17 protein-coding genes are annotated in these 16,589 nt (G+C 74.7%); 5 read left to right on the top strand and 12 right to left on the bottom strand.

The features are described 5' to 3' along the window. Positions 1-759: 759 nt before the first annotated feature. The 6 genes from CTKZ_RS22705 to CTKZ_RS03085 all read right to left on the bottom strand — a co-directional run bounded on the left by CTKZ_RS22705 (position 760) and on the right by CTKZ_RS03085 (position 6,277). A complete protein-coding gene (locus CTKZ_RS22705) occupies positions 760-1,218 on the bottom strand; it encodes a pyridoxamine 5'-phosphate oxidase family protein (RefSeq protein ID WP_124341564.1) in 459 nt (152 codons plus the stop codon). A 149-nt stretch (positions 1,219-1,367) separates the two neighbouring features. After that, a complete protein-coding gene (locus CTKZ_RS03105; RefSeq protein WP_124341563.1) occupies positions 1,368-2,249 on the bottom strand; it encodes an alpha/beta fold hydrolase in 882 nt (293 codons plus the stop codon). A 42-nt stretch (positions 2,250-2,291) separates the two neighbouring features. After that, a complete protein-coding gene (locus tag CTKZ_RS03100; protein ID WP_124341562.1) occupies positions 2,292-2,930 on the bottom strand; it encodes a TetR/AcrR family transcriptional regulator in 639 nt (212 codons plus the stop codon). 105 nt (positions 2,931-3,035) lie between these two features. Continuing rightward, a complete protein-coding gene (locus CTKZ_RS03095; RefSeq protein WP_124341561.1) occupies positions 3,036-5,270 on the bottom strand; it encodes a rhamnogalacturonan lyase family protein in 2,235 nt (744 codons plus the stop codon). Between the two features lie 291 nt (positions 5,271-5,561). Then, a complete protein-coding gene (locus CTKZ_RS03090; RefSeq protein WP_307720284.1) occupies positions 5,562-5,945 on the bottom strand; it encodes a VOC family protein in 384 nt (127 codons plus the stop codon). Beyond that, a complete protein-coding gene (locus tag CTKZ_RS03085; protein WP_124341560.1) occupies positions 5,942-6,277 on the bottom strand; it encodes an ArsR/SmtB family transcription factor in 336 nt (111 codons plus the stop codon). Before CTKZ_RS03085 ends, CTKZ_RS03090 begins: the two co-directional genes overlap by 4 nt. Before the next feature lie 167 nt (positions 6,278-6,444). Between CTKZ_RS03085 and CTKZ_RS03080 the strand changes: the two genes are divergently transcribed. The 3 genes from CTKZ_RS03080 to CTKZ_RS03070 all read left to right on the top strand — a co-directional run bounded on the left by CTKZ_RS03080 (position 6,445) and on the right by CTKZ_RS03070 (position 8,927). Further along, a complete protein-coding gene (locus tag CTKZ_RS03080) occupies positions 6,445-6,807 on the top strand; it encodes a YciI family protein (RefSeq protein WP_160142811.1) in 363 nt (120 codons plus the stop codon). Positions 6,808-6,951: 144 nt separating this feature from the next. Continuing rightward, positions 6,952-7,509 carry a YciI family protein gene (locus CTKZ_RS03075; RefSeq protein ID WP_124341558.1) on the top strand — a complete coding sequence of 186 codons (558 nt, stop codon included), beginning with the start codon at positions 6,952-6,954 and terminating at the stop codon, positions 7,507-7,509. Continuing rightward, the gene (locus CTKZ_RS03070) at positions 7,506-8,927 is read left to right on the top strand and encodes an RNA polymerase sigma factor (RefSeq protein ID WP_124341557.1); all 1,422 of its coding nucleotides are present in this window, start codon (positions 7,506-7,508) and stop codon (positions 8,925-8,927) included. The genes CTKZ_RS03075 and CTKZ_RS03070 overlap by 4 nt, the downstream gene beginning before the upstream one ends. 79 nt (positions 8,928-9,006) lie before the next feature. Here CTKZ_RS03070 and CTKZ_RS03065 read toward each other — a convergent pair whose 3' ends face one another. From CTKZ_RS03065 to CTKZ_RS03050, 4 genes are all read right to left on the bottom strand, one after another. Further along, on the bottom strand, positions 9,007-9,525 hold the full coding sequence (locus CTKZ_RS03065) for a hypothetical protein (RefSeq protein WP_124341556.1): 519 nt from the start codon (positions 9,523-9,525) through the stop codon (positions 9,007-9,009). 34 nt (positions 9,526-9,559) lie between these two features. Continuing rightward, on the bottom strand, positions 9,560-10,741 hold the full coding sequence (locus tag CTKZ_RS03060; RefSeq protein WP_124341555.1) for a hypothetical protein: 1,182 nt from the start codon (positions 10,739-10,741) through the stop codon (positions 9,560-9,562). Between the two features lie 523 nt (positions 10,742-11,264). Continuing rightward, positions 11,265-12,452: an Nramp family divalent metal transporter gene (locus CTKZ_RS03055; RefSeq protein WP_124341576.1), complete on the bottom strand. Its 1,188-nt coding sequence runs from the start codon at positions 12,450-12,452 to the stop codon at positions 11,265-11,267. A gap of 152 nt (positions 12,453-12,604) precedes the next feature. Then, positions 12,605-13,222 (bottom strand): hypothetical protein, encoded by a 618-nt coding sequence (locus CTKZ_RS03050; RefSeq protein ID WP_124341554.1) that lies wholly within the window; start codon positions 13,220-13,222, stop codon positions 12,605-12,607. Positions 13,223-13,369: 147 nt separating this feature from the next. Between CTKZ_RS03050 and CTKZ_RS03045 the strand changes: the two genes are divergently transcribed. Together CTKZ_RS03045 and CTKZ_RS03040 are read left to right on the top strand one after the other, a co-directional pair. Next, positions 13,370-14,461 (top strand): GNAT family N-acetyltransferase, encoded by a 1,092-nt coding sequence (locus CTKZ_RS03045; RefSeq protein ID WP_124341553.1) that lies wholly within the window; start codon positions 13,370-13,372, stop codon positions 14,459-14,461. Positions 14,462-14,507: 46 nt separating this feature from the next. Next, positions 14,508-14,852, top strand: a complete 345-nt coding sequence (locus tag CTKZ_RS03040; RefSeq protein ID WP_124341552.1) for a hypothetical protein — start codon at positions 14,508-14,510, stop codon at positions 14,850-14,852. A 10-nt stretch (positions 14,853-14,862) separates the two neighbouring features. Here CTKZ_RS03040 and CTKZ_RS03035 read toward each other — a convergent pair whose 3' ends face one another. Next, a complete protein-coding gene (locus tag CTKZ_RS03035) occupies positions 14,863-15,630 on the bottom strand; it encodes a hypothetical protein (RefSeq protein ID WP_124341551.1) in 768 nt (255 codons plus the stop codon). Positions 15,631-15,761: 131 nt separating this feature from the next. Further along, a partial coding sequence (locus CTKZ_RS03030; protein ID WP_124341550.1) for an ATP-binding cassette domain-containing protein occupies positions 15,762-16,589 on the bottom strand: 828 nt, incomplete at its 5' end.

The following is a 16,589-nucleotide window of genomic DNA, read 5'->3' as shown; positions in this document are numbered from 1 at the left end:
GTGCAGGCGCAACCGGGCTCACCCGGCGGCATCGCGCTGCCCGTCGAGGACGGCCGCTGGATCGTCGGGGCCGTCGGCGCGGGCGACCAGCGCCCCCCGCGCGACGCCGACGCGCTGCGCGCGTTCCTCGACGAGCTGCCCGACCCCGCGCTCGCCGAGCTCGTCGACGCCGGCCGCACCGCGAGCGAGGTCGCCGTCCACCGGCAGACCGGCAACCAGCGGCACCGTTACGACCTGCTGCCCGACTGGCCCGACGCGCTGCTCCCGATCGGTGACGCGCTGTGCGCCTTCAACCCGATCTACGGCCAGGGGGTGACCGTCGCCGCGCTCGAGGCGCTCGCGCTGCGGGCCGCGGACCGACGCGGGGCGCTCGGCCGTCCCGGCGGCGCGCACGCGCTCGTGCGCCGGTTCCGGCGCCTCGCCGACCTCCCCTGGGGCATCGCGACCGGCGTCGACCGCGCCTTCGTGCCGTCGGCTCGGCGCCCCTCACCCGTCGACCGGGCCATGGGCTGGTGGATCGGCGAGGTCAACCTCATCGGAGCGCACGGCCACACCCGCGCGCAGCTCGTCCTCGGGCGGCTCTACCACCTCGTCGGGTCACCGCTCGCGCTGCTGCACCCCGCGGTCGTGGCGGGCGTCGTGCGCGCCCGCGCGCGCGGCTACGGCCCCCCCGGTGCCCCGCCCGCAGATCCTCGTGCCCGCCCCGGCCACCGCGCCCGACCCGGCCTGACGACGCGTCGCCTGCTCCCTGACCGTCGGTCAGGGACGGGTGACCCACGCGCGGTCCCGGAGGATCGTGCGGCCCGCGAGCTCGTTCGCCTCGCGCCACGCCTGGACGGTCCGCGGGCGGGCGCGGAACCACGTGTACTCCTGGGGCTCGGCGCGCGGGTCGAAGCCCGTGGCCGCGGCGAACGCGTCGGCGACGTCGTCCGGCACCGTGTCCGACGCCTCGACGTCCGCGTCGACGAGCACGACGTCGCGCGTCGCGCCGAGCGCGAGGCGGGCCCGGCCGCTCGCCACCAGGTTTCGCGCGGTCGGGGAGGCAGCGGTGGTCGAGACGAGGACCGTCTCCCCGTCCCAGAGGAAGGACAGGGGCAGGAGGTACGGCTCGCCCGCGGCGTCGGCGGTCGCGACCCAGAGGTCGACGTCGGTGCGGAGCCGGTCGAGCGTGTCGGCCACGCGCTGCTCGGCGGTCCGGGCGGCGGGCGTCTCGGTCATCGCACTCCTCGTCGACGTGGGACGGCGTGAGCAGCCCGCCCGACGGCCCGAGTCTGGCAGACCCCGACGCGCCGACGACTGGCTGCCGCCGACGTGCGACCACACGCCGGGCCGCTTCCCGTGCCCGCCTCGCCCCGTCGGAACAGCGCTCAGGCGGCGGTGACGTGCTTGACGACCTCGGCGACGACGTCCGGGTCGCGGAGGATGCGGCGGTGGCCGAGGCCCGTGGTCGTGACGAGGCGCGCGCCGGGCCACGAGCGCGCGAGGCGCTCGCCGTCGGCGTGGTGCGCCTCCTTGTCCTGCGTGTCGTGGACGACGAGCGCCGCGGGCAGCGGCCCGTCGAGCTGCTCGACGCCGCGCGCGACGTCGAAGTCGGTGAGCGGGCGCCCGGCCCGTCGCTCCATGAGCGCGAGGAACCGCTGCCGGGTCGACTCGCCGAACCCGAGCACCTCGGCGAAGTCGCGCGTGTACGGCAGGGGGTCGGCCATGGGGGCGACGAGCACGACGCGGTCGGCGGTGAGCCCGTCCAGGAGCGCGAGCGTCGTGGTGCTGCCGCCGAAGGAGTGCGTGACGATCGCGTGCGCGTGGCCGCGGGCGGCGACCACGGCGGCGAGGGTCGCGGCCATCTCGGGCATGGTCGCCTGCCGGGGTCCGAACGCGCCGGGTCCGGACTCGCCGTGGCTGAGCGCGTCGAACGCGACGACCTCGTGACCGGCGGCGACGAGCGGCTCGACGAACGCGGCGAGCTGCCCGCGGTGCCCGCCCCAGCCGTGCACGAGGTAGACGCGCGGCCCGCTCCCCCACGTCTGCCCGACGACGTGCCCCCGGCCGAGCGGGAGCGTCCAGCGCGTACCGCCGGGGATCGTCGTCGTGCGACGCGTGCCGGTCGGGCGGCACCAGAGGAAGAAGGCGGCTCGTGCGACGAGCGCCGGGGCGACGCGCTCCGCGAGGCTGAACGCGGTGCGGAGCCCACGCGGGGGACGTACATGTGAACGAACGGTCGTGCTTTTCTGCGCTGATGCCACAGTCATGGCGAGCTCCTGACGTCGGACGGTCGGACGAACTGGCCGCGGTCAGCGGCCGTGCGTTGCTGCGGAGCCGGCGGTGGCGAGGTCGCCGTCGGCCTGCGACGTGCGGATGCCCGCGAGCAGCCGCTCGAAGGCGTCGCGCGCCCGCCGCTCGGCCGCGGGGTCCCGCAGCAGACGGTGCGCGTGGAAGTGCCCGAGCATCACGCCGTAGAGGTCGTGCGCGAACTGCTCGGGCGACAGGTCGTCGCGGAACTGCCCCTCCTGGACGCCCGCGCGGTACATCTGGGTGATCGAGTCGACGAGGTCGCGGTGGTCGCGCACGAGCTGGTCGCGCACCGGCCCGGGGTCGTCGTCGAACTCGGTGGCGGCGGACACGAAGAGGCATCCTGCCGCGCTGGCCTGCGACGTCGCGAGCCAGTGCTCGAACAGCGCGCGCACCCGCGGCACGCCGCGCGTCGTCGCGAGCGCGGGCCGGACCACCTCGTCGACGAAGCTCTCCCGCGCCCGGGCCAGCACCGCGAGCTGCAGCGCCTCCTTGGAGCGGAAGTGCGCGAAGAGCCCGCTCTTCGACATCTCGGTCGCCGTCGCGAGCGAGCCGATCGTCAGCCCGGCGATGCCGAGGCGCCCGGCGATCTCGACCGCCCGGTCGACCACCGCCTGCCGCGTCGCGTCACCCTTGCCCATGCGGCAGTTCTAGCACGATCGTGCGGCCCGCAGGAAGACCTCCGCGAGCATGTGCGTGCGACGGCCCGCCCGGTGGGATCCCGGGCGGGCCGTCGTCGTCCGGCGTCAGCGCAGGTACACGTTCGGCTTCGCGGGCAGCGTGAACGGCGCCCCCAGCGCGAACCCGGGGTGCGGCGGCTGGTTGTACGCGGTGTTCTGCCACGCGATCGCCACGCGGTACTGCTGGTCGTGCAGCAGCGTCCACAGCCGCGTGTCCGTCGGGATCGGCGTCGCGTAGATCCGCAGCGCGCTGTCGTCCGACGTCGGCCAGATCACCTCCTCGCGCCAGTCGCCGAGGATGTCGCCCGACAGCGTCGGCGTCGCCTTCGTGCCGTTGTTGCTGTGCACGCCGGACCCGGTCAGCAGACGCGTGTCGCCGCCCGTGCCGTACTTGTCGATGCGCGTCTGGTCGAGCAGCTCACGCGTCGTGTCGCCGTCCCACCAGGCCAGGAAGTTCGCCGACGACGGCTTGCGCGCGACGCCAGTGCCGGACGTGTTGCGCAGCTGCGAGTCGGACGACGACCAGGACTCGGCACCCGCCGAGCCGGACCAGATGTCGCCCGAGACCCCGCGCCCGTTGTCCGAGCCCGACGGTGTGCTCCAGAGGATCTGGCCCGTGCGGGCGTCCGCCATCCAGGAGTCGGGCTGGTTCGTCGACTCGGTGACCTTGTAGTACTCGAGTCCGGGCCGGCTCGGGATGAGGTCGCCGACGTGCCCGGCGTCGCCGTGACCCGTGCGGTTGGTCCACAGGCCCGTGCCGTTGTCGTCGATGGCCGCCGCGCCGTACAGGACCTCCTGCCGGCCGTCCCCGTCGACGTCGGCGACGGACAGCGAGTGGTTGCCCTGCCCGGCGTACGCGCTGTTGCCCGACGCGTTCGAGTCGAACGTCCACCGCCGCGTGAGCTTGCCGTCGCGGTAGTCCCAGGCGACGACGACGGCCCGCGTGTAGTAGCCGCGCGCCATGATGATCGACGGCCGCACGCCGTCGAGGTACGCGGTGCCGGCGAGGAACCGGTCGACGCGGTTGCCGTACGAGTCGCCCCAGCTCGACACCGTCCCGCGCGGCGGCACGTAGTCGGTCGTGGCGGCGATCGCGCCCGTCTGGCCCTGGAAGACGGTGAAGTACTCGGGGCCGGACAGGACGTAGCCCGACGAGTTGCGGTGGTCGGCGCTCGCGTTGCCGATCACCTGCCCCGTGCCCGACCGGGTGCCGTCGGCCGTCTTGACCGCGACCTCGGCCTTGCCGTCGCCGTCGTAGTCGTAGACCTGGAACTGCGTGTAGTGCGCGCCCGCCCGGATGTTGCGGCCCAGGTCGATGCGCCACAGACGCCGTCCGTCGAGCTCGTACGCGTCGAGGAACACGTTGCCCGTCACGCCGGACTGCGAGTTGTCCTTGGCGTTGGTCGGGTCCCACTTGAGGACGACCTCGAGCCGGCCGTCACCGTCGAGGTCGCCGACCGAGCCGTCGTTCGCGACGTAGTCCGACCCGGGCTTGCTGATCGGCACGTCGAGGTAGCCGTTCGCGAACGTCAGGGACGTCTCGGAGGCGGCCTGCTCGGCGCCGTCCACGACGGCCCGGACCGTGTAGGTCGCGCTCGCCGCGGCACCCGCGTCGAGGTAGCTCGTCGCGCCCGTGAGCGGCGACGCGTTCACCTTCGTCCCGCCGCGGTACAGGTTGAACCCCGTCGACGCGGACTCGGTCCCGAGCAGCCGCCACTGGACGAGGTTCCCCGACCCGCTGCGGACGCTGATGAGTCCGCGGTCCAGGTCCTCGGCCTGCCACGCGCCCGACGGCGGTGGGGTGGTCGTCGTCGGCGTCGGGGTCGGCGTGCTGGTCGGGGTGCTCGTGGGCGTCGACGTCGGGGTGCTCGTCGGCGTCGTCGTGGGCGTGGTGCCGCCCGTGCAGGTCGTGCCGTTGAGCGCGAACGACGTCGGCGCGGGGTTCGACGAGCCGTTCCACCCGCCGTTGAAGCCGAACGACACGGTGCCGCCGGTCCCGATCCTGGCGTTGTACCCGGCGTCGCGGACGGTCACGGTCGCGCCCGACTGCGACGCCGTCCCGTTCCACGCCTGCGTGACCGTCTGGCCCGCGCCGAACGCCCACGTCAGGGTCCAGCCGTCCACGGCGTCGCCGAGGTTGTCGATCTTCACGTCGGCACCGAAGCCGGTGCTCCACTGGTTCGTCACGGTGTACGTCACGCGGCAGCCCACGGCTGCCTCGGCGCCCGCGGCGGCGACGAGACCGCCCGTCGCCATCGTCGCGGCGGCGAGGAGTCCCGCGGCCGCCCGTCGTGCTGTCATGGCTTCCCCTTCGGTTCGCGCGCGGGCGGCGTCGCTCGCGCGCTGCGGACCCCGCGCCGCGGCCGGCAGTCCTCGGGCGGGGGTCGGTCGTCGCCTGACGTTAGGGAAGCGCTCGCCCGCGCGGGAGGCCTGGACACCAGGTGAAGCGTTTCGGGTTTGAACGATTCAAAGCCTGGGCGATGTGCGCGCTCACATCCCCGCACGGCGCGCCCGACGCGTCGGGGCGGCCTCACCGACGCGTCGGGGCGCGGTGGCCGACACCGGTGCACGCCAGGGCTGGCCGACCGCGGCTCAGCTCGCGAGCTGGACGAGGTTGCCGCACGTGTCGTCGAGCACGGCCGTCGTCACCGGCCCCATCGCCGTCGGCGACTGCACGAACCGCACGCCCGCGGCGGTCAGCCGCTCGTACTCGGCGTGCACGTCGTCGACCCCGAACGACGCCGCGGGGATGCCGTCCTCGACCAGACCGGCCTTGTACGGGCCGACGACGGGGTGCTTGTCCGGCTCCAGCAGGAGCTCGACACCGTCGGGGTCGGCGGGCGAGACGACGGTGAGCCACCGGTCCTCGCCGAGCGGGATGTCGTTCTTCGGCACGAAGCCGAGGACGCGGGTGTAGAAGTCGAGCGCCTTGGCCTGGTCGTCCACGAAGACGCTGGTCACGGTGAGGCGGATCATCGGTCGGTCCCTCCGGGGGTGTGGGTCTCGCTGGGGGCGCTCCCGCCTGTGCCACCGACGTCACGGACCGGCCAGCGGCGCGTGATCTCGGCGAGCGGGGACGTGTCGAGGTGGTGGAGCTTGTACCGGCCCTCGCGCCGGACGACGACCAGCCCTGCGGCCTCGAGCACGTCGAGGTGCTGGGAGATCGCCTGCCGGGTCGACGACAGGCCGTGCTTCATCGCGAGCCGCGAGCAGATCTCGAACAGCGACTGCCCGTCGCGTTCCTGCAGCTCGTCGAGGATCACGCGGCGCGTCGGGTCCGCGAGCGCCTTGTACACCTCGTCGGGCATGGCACCGTTATAGGCAAGTCGCTACTTGCCTGTCAATGGGGACGGGTTCGTTGTCGATTCCGGCTACCGCCGCGCGTCATCCGGGTGCACGGTGTCCCTGGACGCCGGGCCGACCCACCTCACCCACCCGGCACGCCGCCGGCCCGCCCGCCCGACGAGGAGCTGACATGACCGACGACCGCGACCGCTGGATGGTCCTGCTGTACGAGGACGAGAACCTGTGGGCGAACGCCACCCCCGAGCAGCAGGAGGTCTACCTCGTCCGGCACCGCGACTACGAGCAGAACGCCGCGGAGCACGACGTCGTGATCCTCTCGAGCGACGCGCTCCGGCCGACCGCGACCGCCACCACGCTGCGACCCGGCGAGGACCGGCTGACCACCGACGGGCCGTTCGCCGAGACCACCGAGCAGCTCGGCGGCTTCTACCTCGTCGGGGCCGCGTCGCAGGACGCCGTCGTCGACCACGCCCGCCGGCTCCCCCCGTCGTACACGATCGAGGTCCGGCCCGTCGCGATCCTCGACTTCTGAGGCGATGTCGATCGGGACACGGCTCCCCCGTCATCCCGCCGACACCCCGCACCGCCAGGAGGCCCCGATGCCCACGCAGCCCCGCCGTCGCCGCCCGAGTCTCGCGACGCCCTGCACCACGGCGACGGACCGGGGGGCGTCCGCATGAGGTTCGTCGTCCTCCGCTACGGCGGCACGTCGACCCGGCCCGCACGCGGGACGGACCTCCTCGACGAGCTCACGACCGGCGGGCTGCGCGGCACGCGCCCGGGCCCGCAGCCCGCCGGTCCGGCGTCGGCCTCCGCCGATCCGGCACCCGCGTCCGCCGGTCGTGGCTCCGATCCGGACCGTCGGGGCTCCGCCTCCGCAGGCTTGAGCCCCGCACCCGCCGAACACGGACCCGGTCCCGGCGACGACGAGGTCGCCGCCGCCCTCGCCGCGATCCTCGCTCCCCCACGCGCACCGCGCGACGACCTCGCCGCGCTCGCCGCGGTGCTCGGCGTCACGACCGTGCTCGACGAGACCCTCGGATCCCCCGACGTCGCGACCACCGTCCGTTCCCGCGCGGAAGGGCTGACCCTCACGGACGGGACTGCCGCCGCACCGGACGGACCGCTCGTCGGGCTGCACGTCCTCGACGCGCCCGACCTCGACGCGCTCGTCGACGTCCTCACCCTGCTCCCCGCGGGCACGTTCGAGGTGCGCCCGGTGGTGGCCGCATGACCGCCCCCGACCCGGCCGACGGTCCGCGTACGCAACCGACGGGAGCGGACGCGTCCACCCGGGCGAGCGCGCTCGCGGGCGCCCCGACCTCGGCGCCCGGTGCGAGCACCGAGCAGCAGGCGGCCGACGCGGTCGCCACCGCGTGGCAGCAGCACTGGTCACGCCTGATCGCCCTGGTCATCGGGCAGTACGCGCGGCCGGACCTCGCGGAGGACGCGGTGTCCGACGCGTTCGAGTCCGCAGCCCGGCGCTGGCCCCTCGACGGCGTCCCCGCCAACACGGGGGCCTGGCTGCTGACGGCGGCGCGTCGACGTGTGCTCGACCGCCTGCGCACCGAGTCGGTGCAGCGACGCAAGGCGCCGCTCATGGTCGTCGACGACGAGATGCGCGCGGCCGCGTCCGCTGCCGTCGACCCCGGTGCGCACGTCGCCGACGAGCAGCTCCGGCTCGTCTTCGCGTGCTGCCACCCGGCGATCGCCCCCGACGACCGCGTCGCGCTCACGCTGCGGTTCGTCGTCGGGCTGTCGACCGCGGAGATCGCCCGGCTGCTGCTCGTGCAGGAGTCCGCGATGGCGGCACGTCTGACCCGTGCGAAGAAGCGCCTCGCCGCCTCCGGCATCCCCTTCGCGACACCGCCGGCCGACCGGCTCGACGAACGCCTCGACGTGGTCGCGACCGTCGTCTACCTGACCTTCACGTCGGGCTACCAGCCGGGTGCGGGCGACGTCCCGCTGCGCGTCGACCTGGGCGACGAGGCGATCCGCCAGCTCCGCGTGCTCGACGGGCTGCTCCCCGACCGCGCGGTCGTCCGCGCGCTGCTCGCGCTCCTGCTGCTCCAGCACTCCCGCCGCGACACCCGCCTCGACGCGGACGGCGCGCTCGTGCTGCTCCCCGATCAGGACCGCAGCCGCTGGCGCCACGACGACATCGACGAGGCCCTCACGCTCCTGTCGACCCTCACCCCCGAGGTCGCGCCCGCGAACGGCTCGGCCGGCCGCACGACCGCTGCGCCCGGCCCGCGCCCGCCGATGACCCGGCTCGCCCGCGAGTACCTGCTGCAGGCACTGGTCGCCGCCGAGCACGCCACCGCGCCGACGTCGGAGGCGACCCGCTGGGACGTCGTCGCCGCGCGCTACGCCGAGCTCGAACGCCTCACCGGCTCACCCGTCGTGCGCCTCGCCCGGGCGGTCGCCGTCGCGGAGGCCGACGGCCCGGACGCCGGCCTCCGACTGCTCGACGGACTCGACGAGGCGCTCCCCCGGCTCCACCGCGTCCCGGCCGTCCGCGCCGAGCTCCTGGCCCGCGCGGGCCGCCCCGCCGCCGCCGCGGCCGCCTACCGCCACGCCCTCACCCTGGTCACCAACCCGACGGAACGCACCCACCTCGAGTCACGCCTCGCCGAGGTCACCTCCACCTGAACGACCGGCGCCTCGCAGCGGGCGTCTCGTCGGTGCCGGTCGGCGGTGAGAGCGTCGAGCCCGTTCCGGCCGCCGGCGCTCACGCAGCGCGCAGGTACTCGGCGAGTGCCGTGGGCAGATCCGTCACGCCCGGCATCGTGATGCGGGCGTACTCCCCGAAGGTGTCGGCGAGGTCCGTGGCGACCACCGCGGGCCGCGCGAGCGCGACGTCCGCCCGGCCGTACACGGCTGCGCCCCGCCCGTCCTGCACCCAGTCCCACAGGTCGTCCGCGGCGACGCCGGCCGCGAGGCCGAACGTGGCGGCGTCGCGCACCGCCCGCAGGCGCTGGAGCCGCAGGCCGACGACCCACCGCATGTCCGCGCCCGAGGCCGCGAGCCCGTCCAGCACGCCGATCGCGCCGACGACCAGCGTGCCCGCGCCCGGCGGCGGCGGCTCCTCGTCCGTGACCGACCCCGTCGCGTCGAGCAGCCGGCCCAGGTCCGCCGCGAGGTCGTCGAGGCGGAGCAGCTCGCGGAGCGGGACGTCGTGCGCGCCCTCGTCGGTGACGCTCGTGGCGTGGGCCCCGCCCGTGACCACCACGACCCGCTGCACCTTCATGCGTGTGCTCCTCCCATGGTCCGCGCCGACGTCATCACGTCGTCGTCGCTCCCTTCACCTCGATGTCGATGTCGAACCAGTACGGCACCTTGTCTCCGGGCGCCAGCTGGTAGTCCGCGAGCAGCTGCTGGTCCTTGATGTGGCGCGCCTCGACCCACCTGCCCGTCCCGATCGAGAACGTGACCGACTCGATCGTGCCGCCGCTCTGCACGATCGCGTTCGTGGCGTACTGCACCGAGTGGCAGGTGCGGGCAGCCTCGTCGAGCGGGACCCCCTTCTTCGCTGCGGCGCCGATGTGGGCCATCGAGCGCTCGTTGATGATCGTGCTGATGTGCACGGGTCGGCTCCGACCGTAGAACGACGCGCCGTACGTCGCCTCGAGGATCTTCATGGCGCGGATGGTCAGGTAGGTCTCGAGCGGTGTGCCTCGGGCCGTCATGGGCGGGCTGATCGGCAGCCACCGGTCCTGCTTCGGGATCCTGTGGAGGAACGCCTCGGCCAGCACGAGGGTCCTGGTCCCCTTCTGGTAGGTCCGCACCATCCGGCCCGCCTGCCCGCCGGGTGCCCGGACCAGGGTCTCGATCGAGACCTCGTCGGGACGGTCGTCCGGGATGTCGGTGAAGGTCCAGCCCGGCAGCCCGGCCTTCGGGTCGATGCTCTGGTAGAGGCCCGGCACCAGGGTGTCGGTCCGCGCCGGCGGCCCCCCGGGCCCGCCGGGGCCGGGCTGCCCGACGGGGCCGACCGGAGCCGGGCCGGTGGCCTGGGTGCCGACGGGACCCGTGGTGCTCGGGCCGGTCGTGCCCGGGCCCGTGGCGCTCGGGACCGTGGCGCTCGGGCCGGTGGGGCCCGGCGGGAGGGCGGACGCCACGGTGGGCGCCACCGCGGCGGGGTCGAGCCCGAGCGACGTCGCGATGCGGCGGAGCGTGGGCCAGCGCATGGCCGCGGCGACGATCGCGGCGGAGACCATCGGGGCGGCGAACGCCCCGGGCACCGGGGCGACCGGGACCGCCAGGGCGGCCGGGGCCTGAGCGGGTGCGGGCCGCGCCTGCTGGTGCACCTGGCGCACGCGGCGCACGAGGAGCTGGAGGAAGCGACCGACGAGGCCCGGGTTCACCGCGGGACCGGGGCCGCGCGCGCGACCGAAGAGCCCCGGACGCACCACGTTGCCGGCCCGGCCGAACAGCGCGGTGTGCAGGGCTCCCAGGAGGGTCCGCATCCGCTGCACGACCGGTGGGCGCCCCGCCCCGGCCGATGTTCCTGCCCTCGGCGCCGGTGGACCGGAGCGCGGAGCGCCCGTGCTGTCCCCGCTGCGCTGTGCTGACACGGCCTCCGCGAGTCTCTGCTCCACCGCGTCGACGACCGGTTCGTCGAGCGTCCCGGCTCGCTGCACGGTCCGCCCGCTCATGAGGTCCGCGACGTGCCTGTTCCCGACGGCTCGCTGCAGGGCGAGCACGTGCGCGCGGGACGTCGGCGGGCCGGTGACGTCGACGGCCGTGGCCTGCGGGTCCGGGTGCGCCCGTGCGGGCGTGGGCCGCGGGGCGGCCCGTCGGGCGGGGGACGAGTCGCGCTCCTCGTGAGACGGCATCCGTCCTCCGCTCGATGGTCGTCCCGAACAACTCTGCGGCGACCACCGCCGGACGGGCACGCCGATCGGCTGTCCGTTCGGGAACCGTCCGTGCCCGCAGGGGCATCTGCTCGTGGACGACGCCCGTGCGGGCGACGACGGGTCCCCGGAGGGGTCAGGCGAACAGGAGGAGGGCGAGGAGGGTGAGGTTGAGGGCGACGACCAGGGCGACCACGACGACGAGGGCCGCGTGCAGCCACGGGCCGTTGCGGTCGGCGCCCATGAGGGTGCGGTCGCGGGTCAGGCGGACCAGCGGGATCACCGCGAACGGGATGCCGAAGCTCAGGACGACCTGGCTGAGGACGAGGGTCCACGTGGGGTCGGCGCCGACGGCGAGCAGCACGATCGCGGGCACGAGGGTCACGACGCGGCGGACGAGCAGCGGGATGCGGCGGTGGATCAGCCCTTCCATGATCGTCGCGCCCGCGTAGGCGCCGACGGACGTCGACGCGAGCCCGGAGGCGAGCAGCCCGACGGCGAACGCGATCCCGACGGCGGGTCCGAGCGCGGAGACGATCGCGGCGTGCGCGCCCTCGATGGTGTCGGTCCCGTCGACGCCGCGCAGCGCGGACGCGGCCAGCAGCAGCAGACCGATGTTCACCAGCCCGGCGATGACGAGCGCACCGCCGACGTCCCAGCGGGTGGCGCGCAGCAGCCGGACACGCCCCTCGCCCGCGGGCGCGTGCCCGTGCCGGTCGCGCACGAGCGCGGAGTGCACGTAGATCGCGTGCGGCATGACGGTCGCGCCGAGCATGGACGCGGCGAGCAGGACGGAGTCGGTGCCGTCGAACCGCGGGACGAGCCCGGACAGCACGCCGCGCGCGTCGGGCGGGCTGACCAGCAGCCCGACGAGGAAGCCGACGGTGATGACGGCGAGGAGCGCGACGACGACGGCCTCGAAGCGACGCTGGCCGTACACGTTCTGGGTGGCGAGCAGGACCATCGAGACGACGCCGACGATGAGCCCGCCGAGCGGCAGCGGCACCCCGAACAGCAGCTGGAGGGCGATGGCGCCGCCGACGACCTCGGCGATGTCGGTCGCGGCGGCGACGAGCTCGGCCTGCCCCCAGAACGCGAGCCGCGGACCGCGTCGCATGCGCTTGCCGAGCACGCCGGGCAGGGAGTCGCCGGTGACGAGCCCGAGCTTGGCGGACTGGTACTGCACGAGCACGGCCATGACGTTGGCGGCGACGAGCACCCACAGCAGCAGGTACCCGTACCGCGCACCGGCGGTGAGGTTGGCGGCGACGTTGCCCGGGTCGACGTAGGCGATCGCGGCGACGAACGCGGGCCCGAGCAGCAGCGGCGTGCGACGCGGCTTGCGGCCTCCACCGGGGCCGACGGCCTCCGCGCGCTCGACGTCGGCGTCGACTCGGCTCACCGCTCCTCCTGAAAAGTTCGGGTGGCCGAAACTCTATACCCGGACGACCGCATCCTCAGGACGACAGGCCGAGGTCAGGCCGCCTCGACCTCGCGCACCCACGCGGTGGCCGTCTGGTGGAAGCCGACCTTGCCGAAGTACTCGCGCATCGCAGGCCCGGGGTCGACGTGCAGCTCGCGCAGGCCGTGCTCGGCGAAGACGCCGGAACGCCGGTACACGAACTCGCCCGGCGTGAAGTCGCGGAACCGCGTGGTCACCCAGTCGAGGTCGACGACGCCGACCCCGTCGCCGACGTCCCGCACGACGACCACCCCGACGACCTCGTCGCCGCGCGCGACGAGGAACGCCGACGCGTCGTCGGCCAGCGCGAAGCCCGGCTGGAAGCGCCCGATCTCCTCCGCGTGCACGTCGAGGAAGTGCCGCAGCCACGCGTCGCCGGTCCCGACGTCGACGACCGCGTAGGCGCGCTCGTCGTGCCGCTCGCGCAGCAGGCGCCACAGCCAGTAGACGTCGATGATCGCGATCGCCCCGTTCATCACGGCGAACGCCCAGATCCCGACGATCGCGTTGTAGCCCGTCGCGAGCACCGCCCCGATGAGGTTGAGCACGCGGAACCGCAGGACGCGCGCCTGCATGAGCGACACGACGACCAGGACCGATCCGAGCCACCCGACGACCTCGAGCCAGAGCATGCCCGCCAGTATCCCCGCCCCCGCGGGAGGCGCCCGGCCCCGGCGCGCACCGCTGCGCCGGACGGGTGGCTGCGCCGGTCGGGAGCGACGGATCCGCATCGTTAAAGGTCTCGACCCGGCCCGACGGACGGGTCGACCCTGGGTGGCATGGCGTCATGGTCGATCCACGAGGTGCCCGTGCCCGAGTCCGTCGACGCGCCCGGGGCCGGACCGCTCCTCGCGCTCACCGACGTGGCCAACCGTGTCATCGCGCACGAGTGGGGCAACCACGACTACGACCGCACGCCGCAGGAGGTCCTCGGCGCGCTCCGCGACCAGGCGTACGTGCGCAAGCCGCGCTTCCTCGTCACCGACGACGACGGGACGCCGCTCGGCTACCTCGCGATGCTGCTGCCGCTGCAGGAGAACACGCACACCGCGTACGTCGAGATCGGCGTCCTGCCCGAGCACCGCGGCCAGGGCATCGGGTCCGCGCTGCACGACCACGCGCTCGACGTCGCGCGCGCCGCAGGCCGCCGCTCGCTCACCGGGAGCACCGACCACCGCCAGGAGCCGCCCGCCGGCGACGGCACCCTCGTCCCGAGCACGGGCACGGGACGCGTCGCGGCCGACGACCCCGCCGTCCGGTTCGTCGCGTCGCGCGGCTGGCAGCTCGAGCAGGTCGCACGCCGGTCCGTCCTCCCGGTGCCGGTCGACCCGGACGTCCTCGCCGCGCACCGCGCGCAGGCACAAGCGTTCGCGGGCGACGAGTACCGGATCGTGCACTGGGGGTCCGCCGCCCCCGACGAGTGGGTCGACGAGTACGCGACGCTCAACACGCGCATGAGCACCGACGTCCCGCTGGGCGGCCTCGACTTCGAGGAGGACGTCTGGGACGCGACACGCATCCGCACGACCGAGGCGCAGTTCGTCGACCGCGGCATCGAGCTGGTCGTCGCGGCCGCCGAGCACGTGCCGACGCACACGCTCGCCGCGTACACCGTCCTCATGCTGCCGCCGGAGAACGAGGAGTTCGTGCACCAGGAGGACACGCTCGTGCTCAAGGAGCACCGGGGTCGACGGCTGGGGATGCTCGTCAAGGCGGCGAACCTCCAGCGGCTCGCGGAGGTCCGGCCGGGCGCACGACGGGTCGCGACGTGGAACGCGGAGGAGAACTCCTACATGCTGCGCATCAACATCGACCTGGGCTTCGCGCCCAGCGGCGGCTCGGGCGAGTGGCAGCTCCGTCTGGACGCGTGACGCGGGCTCGCCGACCGGTGTGGGCGGGGCTCGCTACCGTCCGCGCATGACCGCGCCACCCCTGCCCTGCCTGCTGTGCCGGACGCCGTTCACGTTCCAGGACGACGAACCGGTCGGACCGTCCGGGAGCCTCCTGCTGGTCGGCCACGGCGGCTACCAGTCGGCGCTGTTCGACCCCGACGACGGTCTCGACGCGGGGGTCGAACGGCGCTCGCTGCGCGTCCTCCTGTGCGACCGGTGCCTCGTCGACGCGTCCCGTGCAGGCCTCGTGCAGCACGTCCACACGCTGCACCAGCGCCCCACGACGTCCGTGACTCCGTGGACGCCCGAGGACGAGGCCCCGTGGGACCCCGGGCCTGACGCGCCCGTGCCCGGCCGGGCCCAGGACTGAGGGCGGCGGCTCAGGCGCCGACGGCGGTGCCGTGCGGCTGCGAGCGGGCCCACCAGCCGGACCAGCGCTCCTCGACCTCGGCGAACGTCGCGTCGTCGATGCCGTACGTCGAGAGCACCGCGCCGACCGTGCCGTGCGGCGGGTGGCTCGCGACGGGCACCTCGGCGATCACGAGGAACGACTCCGTGATGCCGTGCAGCTGGATCCCGAACTGGTGCTCCGCCTTGTAGACGAGCGTGCCGCCGAGCAGCGTGCCGTCGGGGCGTCGCGCCTGCACGTGCCCGCCCACCGGGATGCCGCGCACGCCGTGCAGCCCGGCGCGGTCGAGCAGCCGGTCGCTGCGGTCGCCCGCGTCGAGCCCGAACACCGACAGGGTGCGGCGCTCCTGGCCGGGGTGGGCACGCAGCAGGAACTGCAGCTGGTGGGCGAACTGGATCCAGCCCTCGTCGATCGGGTCGTACACGCCGTCGTACGTCGCGAGCCCGTCGTGGCTGCGGCGCGTGATCGTCAGGTGCGTGTGCCCGGGGTCGTGGGACGCGGCGGTCACGGCGATGACGTCGTGGCTCGGCGTCGTGAGCGTGTGCGAGAGGTTGTCGCCCTCGTACGACTGCCCGACGACCGGCTGGGCGATGAAGTAGTCGCGGATCTCGGCGTCGAGCCCGTCGTAGTCCCAGCCGAACCACTGCCGGACGAGCTCCGGCTGACGCAGGTGCGCCCACGCGGTGTGCAGGTCGGCGTGCAGGTCGAGCGACACGATCTCGCGGCGGTCGAGCGTCATCAGGACATCACCTCGGCGTCGTCGGAGGGTCCGTCACCGCCCGGTGCCGGACCCTTCCGACGGTAGTGCGACCGGCGCGCCGCCGCCTCACCACGCCGTCCCCGAGACGGGCGACGTCGCCCGGGGAGCCGTCAGCCCGTGGCGTCGAGCGGCAGGACGGCCAGGGCGTCCGGGTCGACGGCGAGCGGGACGACGCTGCCGGGGTCGAGCTGCGCGCCGACGGGGGCGAGCGCGGTGACCGGCCCGATCCCGTCCACGTCGACGCGCACCTCCGACCGGCCGCGCCGCGAGGTCACCGCGAGCACCACGCCCTTGAGCCCGTCCTCCCCGATCGCGCCGACGACGCCGGGCGACGGGATGCGCTCCACGACGAAGGCACCTTCGGCCAGCGCGACGACGTCTTCGCGGTCCGCGGCGCGGCCGGTCCCGCCGCGCTCCCCGAGCGCGCGCACGAGCAGGGCGGCGGCCGCCGAGCTCACCGGCACGAACGCCTCGTAGCCGAGGAACTCGGCGACCCGACGGTCGGCGGGCCGCTGCCACAGGTCGGCGGGCGTGCCGACCTGCAGGATCCGACCCCGGTCCATGACCGCGACGCGGTCGGCGACGGCGAACGCCTCGTCCTGGTCGTGCGTGACGAGCACGGCGGTCGTGCGGGTCGCGACGAGCGCGGCGCGCAGATCGACCGCGAGACGCTCGCGCAGCGACCGGTCGAGCGCGGAGAGCGGCTCGTCGAGCAGCAGCAGCCGCGGCCGGGGGGCGAGAGCGCGCGCGAGCGCGACGCGCTGCCGCTCACCGCCGGACAGGGTGCCGACGGGTCGCGGCCCGTAGCCCGCGAGGCCGACGAGGTCGAGCAGCTCGTCGACCAGCGCGGCGCGTCCCCCGGCCGCCCACGTCCGTCCGTCGTCGCTGCCGGGGCCGGACCCACGCCCGGCCGGGCGCCGCGCCGCGAGCCCGTACGC

Origin of the sequence: Cellulomonas algicola, from assembly GCF_003851725.1 — a bacterium.
Lineage (GTDB): Bacteria > Actinomycetota > Actinomycetes > Actinomycetales > Cellulomonadaceae > Cellulomonas > Cellulomonas algicola.
The sequence above is the reverse complement of the archived record's forward strand: the minus strand, read 5'-3'. Positions and strand labels throughout refer to the sequence as shown.